The organism is Staphylococcus borealis (assembly GCF_001224225.1).
Lineage (GTDB): Bacteria > Bacillota > Bacilli > Staphylococcales > Staphylococcaceae > Staphylococcus > Staphylococcus borealis.
This window is the reverse complement of the sequence record NZ_CUEE01000015.1, coordinates 23628-30205: the sequence shown is the minus strand read 5'-3', so window position 1 is coordinate 30205 and position 6578 is coordinate 23628. Positions and strand designations below refer to the sequence as shown.

Genomic DNA, 6578 nt, shown 5'->3' with positions numbered 1-6578 from the left:
TAAGTTGTTTGTTCGATTGTGGGTGTTAAAGTTCTTCTGTTAAAAATTTATTAATAAAATATTGTTGACCTTTGCCTGTTACTTTTGGCGTACGTGTAATTTTGCTAGATCCGTCCGGATTATTAATTACGCGTTTCTTTATATCTAATATTTCTAAATCCATACTTTTTTGAGTTGGTAAGTTATAACTTTCACCATTTTTCTTGATTAGGTAACCGTTATTTCTTAGCCATTTAAATAATCTGTTTTGACCAACATCGACACCATTTTGTTTAAGCAATTTCGCTAGTTCTCCTACGAGTATTGAATTATCACTTCCAGCAACCGAATCTGCGAATAGCACTTTAGGTTTGTTTTCCTTAACTTGTTGCTTAAGTGCTAAATTGTGTTCTTTTTCTTTCTTATACTCAGTTAGAATATTGATAATATAATCTGGATTATTTAATGTGTTTTCGATTACATTGTCTGTTGCGTAAATACCGTGTTTACGAATAGCTGGTAGAACATCTGATGTTACCCAACGCTTGAAACGTTTAGCACTTTCTAACTTGCTTGAGAAGATTAAGCTATAAAGTCCACTTTCATTGATGATTACTGCTTTAGATTTATAATTGGAACCTGTTCCCTGGATTAGGGTAGTGGTTTTATCTTCATCATCAACATGATTTGCGATAGCATTAGCTGTCTTTAAATAACCTAAAATACCTGCTACATCTTTTCCTACAAAATATGGTTCCTCATCCACTGTTAACGTTCTTACTGGTAAATCTTCAAAACTGAAAACTTTTATATTGTTCATTATTATCCTCCTAAAAGTTATAAAAAGTTATAAATAAGTTTAAAATTTTTTAGACCTTTATTTGGTCTATCTCGATTTTGTACAATTTTGCTAAAGCATAAATTACTACATTACTAGGAGTAGCATCTTTCTTCTCCCATTGTCCAACTGTTTTAGCCGTTACACCAAGCTTATCAGCCACTTCTTGTTGCTTCATATCTGAAATGATACGCCATTTTTTTATTGTAAGCTGTTCAGGCATTTTCTCTCACCTCGCTTTCGCAAATATAACTTTATATTACTTTAGAGAATGTGTCAACTACAAAAGTTATAAATTATGTAAAAAAGTTATAAAAAGTATTGTAAAGTAATATAACTTATGGTAACTTAATATTACATTAAGTAATATTAAAAGGAGTAAAAAACATGGAGAATAACGTTAGAAAAATTTTATCAAAAAATATTCAAGATCTTATGAATGAGAAAAATATTGATCAACAACAACTCGCTAAAGCTATTGGCGTTTCTCAACCAACTGTTTCAAATTGGATTAAACAAAATAAATATCCAAGAATACAAAAAATACAACAACTTGCTGACTACTTTGGCGTTCCAAAATCGAGAATTACTGAAAGACAAATTGAAAAAGTTGAACAAGATACTATCGCAGCACATTTAGATGATGATTTTACCGAAGAAGAACTTCAAAAAATTAGAGAGTTTGCTGACTTAGTACGTCAGGCACGTAAAAAGGACTGATTATGTGGGGAGATATGAAGAGTTACTAATCCAAAATAATCATTTACATATTTGCGATACTTTCGAATTACCTGGAATGTTTAAAGGGTTTTACGATAATGGAGTAATATTAATTGATAAAAATTTATCTGACGCTAAAAAACTAGAAATTTTATCAGAAGAGTTAGCTCACCATGAAATCACTTACGGTAATATACTTAATGAGCAAGATATTCAAAATAGAAAGTATGAATTAAAAGCAAGGAGACTTGCTAATGAAAAAATTATAACTTTAAAAGGAATAATTGAAGCATTTCTGCAAGACATACATAACTTATATGAACTTGCTAATTTTTTTGAAGTTACAGAGAATTTTGTGCTACAAAGTATTGCACATTATAAACAAAAATATGGTTATTCCACTCGATATGGTAAATACGTTATTCAGTTTGAGCCGTTACGAGTGTTTGAATATAAGGAGTTGGTGTAATTGAAAGAATTGTCTAATGATTATTTAACTATGAAAGAATTATGGACAGAAGGAATATTGCTAGGTACTTTGACCAAAGAACAAAAAGTTAGGTATAAACAAATGTCCATTTCAGAAAAACGTAAAATTATAGATGATTATAAGAATAAACGCCCAATTGAAATTGAAGGTATTTCTGTAGAAGAGAGTTCTAATAATAAATTCGATACTTTAAAACTACAAAGAACTTTGGATAAAAGAGATTTAAATTCTCTTAGTGAACACGCTATACATTCTTTGGATAAAAATGGTGTCGGACAATTTATTGATAGTTTCACTTCGAAATTATCAAGTACACTTGCTAACCCCAGTAATTCCGGTCAAATGTTCACATATGAATTAATTAATCAAAATTTTGTCTTAATTAAACTGCTAGATGATAATAACAAACAAAATAATAAAATTATTAAGCAAAACGAAGAAATTATTGAATTATTGAGAAGGATAGCAGAAAAGTAATTTATAACTATCGGATATTTGAGTAAAGTGTCTTTGTGACACTTTCATATAATTTTAAATAAAAGGAGAAAGAAATGGCTAAACAAAATGATGGTTGTACTAACTTCTATACTTGTTTATTAGCAATTCCGGGAATGGGGATAGGTTGTTTAGGATTCATTTTTGCAATTATGTTGCTTTGGGAATTGTTGAAGTGGATAGTAACATCTATATTTTAAATTTTATTAATGCGGTACACCTTTCGAGCGTATCACATAAAAAAAACGTTATCAGCATCTGGCGACCAAACCGAAACTGATAACGCATAATATACAAAATTTATAAAACACAAGAGCAATAAGAAAATACTCTATTTGTATTATAACATCTTTGCTCTTGTTTTAATACTAGGAGTGAGAAAATGAAAGTAGCAGTCTACTGCAGAGTTTCGACTTTAGAGCAGAAAGAACACGGCTATTCAATCGAAGAACAAGAACGTAAACTCAAATCGTTTTGCGATATTAATGATTGGACTGTTTACGACACTTATGTCGATGCTGGTTATTCAGGTGCTAAACGAGATAGACCAGAATTACAACGTTTGATGAAAGATATAAATAAGTTTGATTTAGTTCTAGTCTACAAATTAGATAGGCTTACACGTAATGTACGTGACTTATTGGACCTGCTAGAAATATTTGAACAGAATAACGTATCATTTAGAAGTGCAACGGAAGTGTATGATACAACTACGGCAATGGGTAGGTTATTCGTAACATTAGTTGGTGCAATGGCAGAGTGGGAAAGGGAAACGATACGAGAGCGTACACAAATGGGTAAACTTGCAGCACTTAGAAAAGGTATCATGCTTACTACCCCACCATTCTATTATGACCGTGTAGATAATAAGTTTGTACCTAATAAGTACAAAGATGTCATTTTGTGGGCATATGATGAAGCGATGAAAGGGCAAAGTTCTAACGCAATAGCACGCAAATTGAATAATTCTGACATACCCCCACCAAATAATACTCAATGGCAAGGAAGAACAATTACACACGCTTTAAAGAACCCGTTCACACGAGGTCATTTTGATTGGGGAGGCGTACATATAGAGAATAACCATGAGGCTATTATCACCGAGGAAATGTACGATAAGGTGAAAGATAGATTGAATGAGAGAGTGAATACTAAAAAGGTTAAGCACACATCTATATTTAGAGGTAAACTTGTATGTCCTAATTGCAGTGCTAGATTAACATTGAATTCTCACAAAAAGAAATCTAACTCAGGATACATTTTTGTTAAACAATATTATTGCAATAATTGTAAGGTTACACCTAATTTAAAGCCTGTTTATATCAAAGAAAGTGAAGTATTACGAGTGTTTTATGAGTATCTTAAACGATTTGATTTAGAAAAATATGAAGTTACTCAAAAACAAAATGAACCCGAAATAACTATCGATATTAATAAAGTAATGGAACAACGCAAAAGGTATCATAAACTTTATGCGAATGGTTTAATGCAAGAAGATGAGTTATTCGATTTAATAAAAGAAACTGATCAAACTATCGTAGAATATGAAAAGCAAAATGAAAATAGAGAAGTTAAGCAATACGATATCGAAGATATAAAACAATACAAAGATTTACTACTTGAAATGTGGGATATCTCAAGCGATGAAGATAAAGAAGATTTTATCAAAATGGCGATAAAGAATATTTATTTTGAGTACATAATCGGTACTGGTAACACTAGACGAAAAAGGAATTCGCTTAAAATTACTAGTATCGAATTTTATTAATAAACTATGGAAGTATGTACAGTCTAGCAATCACGGCTGTATTCCCTCTAAAGTGCTCGTACATGATGGTATGGACGGTACAGATTTTGGTTCTGCCTTTTCAAGAAAAAAAGACGTAGTTCGCGCATTAAATAAGAAAAATTATGATAACTTAGCAAATGATGCAAATATTGATGTATTCACTTACAAAGTTCAATTTAAATCCAATACAGAAGTTAACCTCGTAAACGAAGATGGTTCTGTTGCTCAGACATTAACAGCAGATAAGATTGTTATTAATACTGGTGCGAAATCAAATATTCCTGCTATCAAAGGGATAGAAAACGCACAACATTTATATGATTCACGTGGATTATTAAATATTTCATATCAACCTAAACATTTAGTAATTATTGGCGGTGGCTATATCGCTTTAGAATTTGCTTCAATGTTTGCAAATTTTGGTACTAAAGTTACTGTTTTAGAATATGGTTCACAAATCATGCCACGAGAAGATCAAGACGTGGTTACTCATGCAATTAAATATTTAGAAGATAAAGGCATTTCGTTTATTACAAATGTAGAAACACAAGCATTTAAAAATGAAGGCAATCAAACAACAGTTGTAACTACTCAAGGTAATTTCTCAGCTGATGCCGTACTGTTAGCGACTGGACGTGTACCTAACACTGACTTAGCACTTGAACACACTGATATTGAACTTGGCGAACGTGGTGAAATTAAAGTGAACGCGCATTTACAGACATCAGTTGCCCACATTTATGCAGCAAGAGATGTCAAAGGTGGACTACAATTTACGTATATCTCGCTAGATGATTATCGAATACTGCAGTCTGAATTATTTGGAGATCGCTCGCGAACAACGGGTAACCGTGGTGCAATCCCTTACTCTGTCTTTATTGACCCACCGTTATCTCGAGTTGGTTTAACGGCTAAAGAAGCACAGTCTCAAGGCTACAATTATATAGAAAATACATTACTTGTCTCTCAAATTCCAAGACATAAGATTAATAATGATGCGCGTGGAATTTTCAAAGTAGTTATAAACAAAGATAACGATATGATTTTAGGTGCTACCCTTTACGGTAAAGAATCTGAAGAAATTATCAACTTAATTAAATTAGCTATCGATCAGCATATTCCTTATCAAACATTGAGAGATACGATTTATACGCACCCAACTATCGTCGAATCATTTAACGATTTATTTAATATTTAAAACATTTTTTATGTGCCAAAACGTTGTCATATTAGTGCATGGAGAGATATAATTTCAACTTATCAATATTTTTAAAAATAAAAAGCTTTACTTATTAACGAATAACAGTTATAGTTAATCTAACGTAATAAAAGCTCGTGAATTTAAATGTAGTGTGTTTGTCTAGAATACTCTCTTTTTTATAAATGAATTTGTTACAAATATTCGTGCAAAAGCACATGGAGGTATTCTATATGAATAACGGTACAGTAAAATGGTTTAACGCAGAAAAAGGTTTTGGTTTCATCGAAAGAGAAGATGGTAACGACGTATTCGTACACTTCAGCGGTATCGCTGGTGAAGGTTACAAAACTTTAGAAGAAGGTCAAAAAGTTGACTTCGATATTACTGAAGGTCAACGTGGCGAACAAGCAACTAACGTTGTTGTAATGTCATAGGATTAAACTTAATTAAGCACTTAGAAGACGATGTTCTTCTAAGTGCTCTTTTTTTAACATTAAAAAAGCTACGACAATATTCAGATTAGAATACATTCATAGCTCAATTTATACTAATATTTAATTATTTATTCGCTTTACGTTTAGCTAATTTTTCTTTTAGCTTGTGGTCTTGTTCTTCTTTACGACGTTTACGTTCTTCATTACGTTTTCTTAGACGCTCTTCTTCTTCTGGATCTCTTGGTTTTTTAAGCTGGGCTGTGACTTTTTCTAATAGTTCGTCTTCAGTAAGCGCAGCAAGTGGACGATTATTGACAAAAGCAAACGTTTTTCGACGTCCAGGACCACAATAAGATTGGCAACCAATTTCAATTTCCGCTTCTGGATCTAACTTCTCTAGTTTTCTCTTCAATGTTTTAATATTAACCGCCTGACATTCATCACAAATCAAGAATTTATTTTTCACCTTGCCACCTACCTTTCTATATTGTCGTTGCTATATAAATTTTTTTAAAAGTTTTACATACACATCAATGAATTTAACTCTAATTATTTTACTCCTTTTACTAAAAAATTCAAGCAAATCATTAAAAGTCATGCGCACTTTCATTAAAAAAGAGCAAGACATTGAT

Annotated in this window: 9 protein-coding genes and 1 pseudogene; 7 read left to right on the top strand and 3 right to left on the bottom strand. The window is 31.7% G+C overall.

Annotated features, from left to right (window positions below):
• Positions 1–25: 25 nt before the first annotated feature.
• Together AK212_RS12315 and AK212_RS12310 are read right to left on the bottom strand one after the other, a co-directional pair.
• Positions 26–799 carry a phage antirepressor gene (locus AK212_RS12315; protein ID WP_053031414.1) on the bottom strand — a complete coding sequence of 258 codons (774 nt, stop codon included), beginning with the start codon at positions 797–799 and terminating at the stop codon, positions 26–28.
• Between the two features lie 49 nt (positions 800–848).
• On the bottom strand, positions 849–1040 hold the full coding sequence (locus AK212_RS12310; protein ID WP_053031412.1) for a helix-turn-helix transcriptional regulator: 192 nt from the start codon (positions 1038–1040) through the stop codon (positions 849–851).
• Positions 1041–1204: 164 nt separating this feature from the next.
• On the opposite strand from AK212_RS12310, the gene AK212_RS12305 reads away from it, so the two are divergent.
• The 7 genes and pseudogenes from AK212_RS12305 to AK212_RS12280 all read left to right on the top strand — a co-directional run bounded on the left by AK212_RS12305 (position 1205) and on the right by AK212_RS12280 (position 5946).
• Positions 1205–1537, top strand: coding sequence for a helix-turn-helix domain-containing protein (locus AK212_RS12305; protein ID WP_053031410.1), 333 nt, complete (start codon positions 1205–1207; stop codon positions 1535–1537).
• 4 nt (positions 1538–1541) lie between these two features.
• The gene (locus tag AK212_RS12300) at positions 1542–2006 is read left to right on the top strand and encodes an ImmA/IrrE family metallo-endopeptidase (RefSeq protein ID WP_053031408.1); all 465 of its coding nucleotides are present in this window, start codon (positions 1542–1544) and stop codon (positions 2004–2006) included.
• Positions 2007–2504: a hypothetical protein gene (locus AK212_RS12295; RefSeq protein ID WP_053031406.1), complete on the top strand. Its 498-nt coding sequence runs from the start codon at positions 2007–2009 to the stop codon at positions 2502–2504.
• Between the two features lie 74 nt (positions 2505–2578).
• Positions 2579–2722, top strand: coding sequence for a hypothetical protein (locus AK212_RS13685; protein ID WP_174841874.1), 144 nt, complete (start codon positions 2579–2581; stop codon positions 2720–2722).
• Between the two features lie 182 nt (positions 2723–2904).
• Positions 2905–4290, top strand: a complete 1386-nt coding sequence (locus AK212_RS12290) for a recombinase family protein (RefSeq protein WP_053031404.1) — start codon at positions 2905–2907, stop codon at positions 4288–4290.
• A gap of 28 nt (positions 4291–4318) precedes the next feature.
• A pseudogene (gene merA / locus AK212_RS12285) lies at positions 4319–5509 on the top strand (hypothiocyanous acid reductase MerA); the annotation flags it as partial.
• Positions 5510–5742: 233 nt separating this feature from the next.
• Complete coding sequence (locus tag AK212_RS12280; RefSeq protein ID WP_053031400.1) at positions 5743–5946, top strand: cold-shock protein; 204 nt, start codon at positions 5743–5745, stop codon at positions 5944–5946.
• Positions 5947–6070: 124 nt separating this feature from the next.
• Here AK212_RS12280 and AK212_RS12275 read toward each other — a convergent pair whose 3' ends face one another.
• Positions 6071–6412 carry a YuzB family protein gene (locus tag AK212_RS12275; protein WP_053031398.1) on the bottom strand — a complete coding sequence of 114 codons (342 nt, stop codon included), beginning with the start codon at positions 6410–6412 and terminating at the stop codon, positions 6071–6073.
• Between the last annotated feature and the right edge of the window lie 166 nt (positions 6413–6578).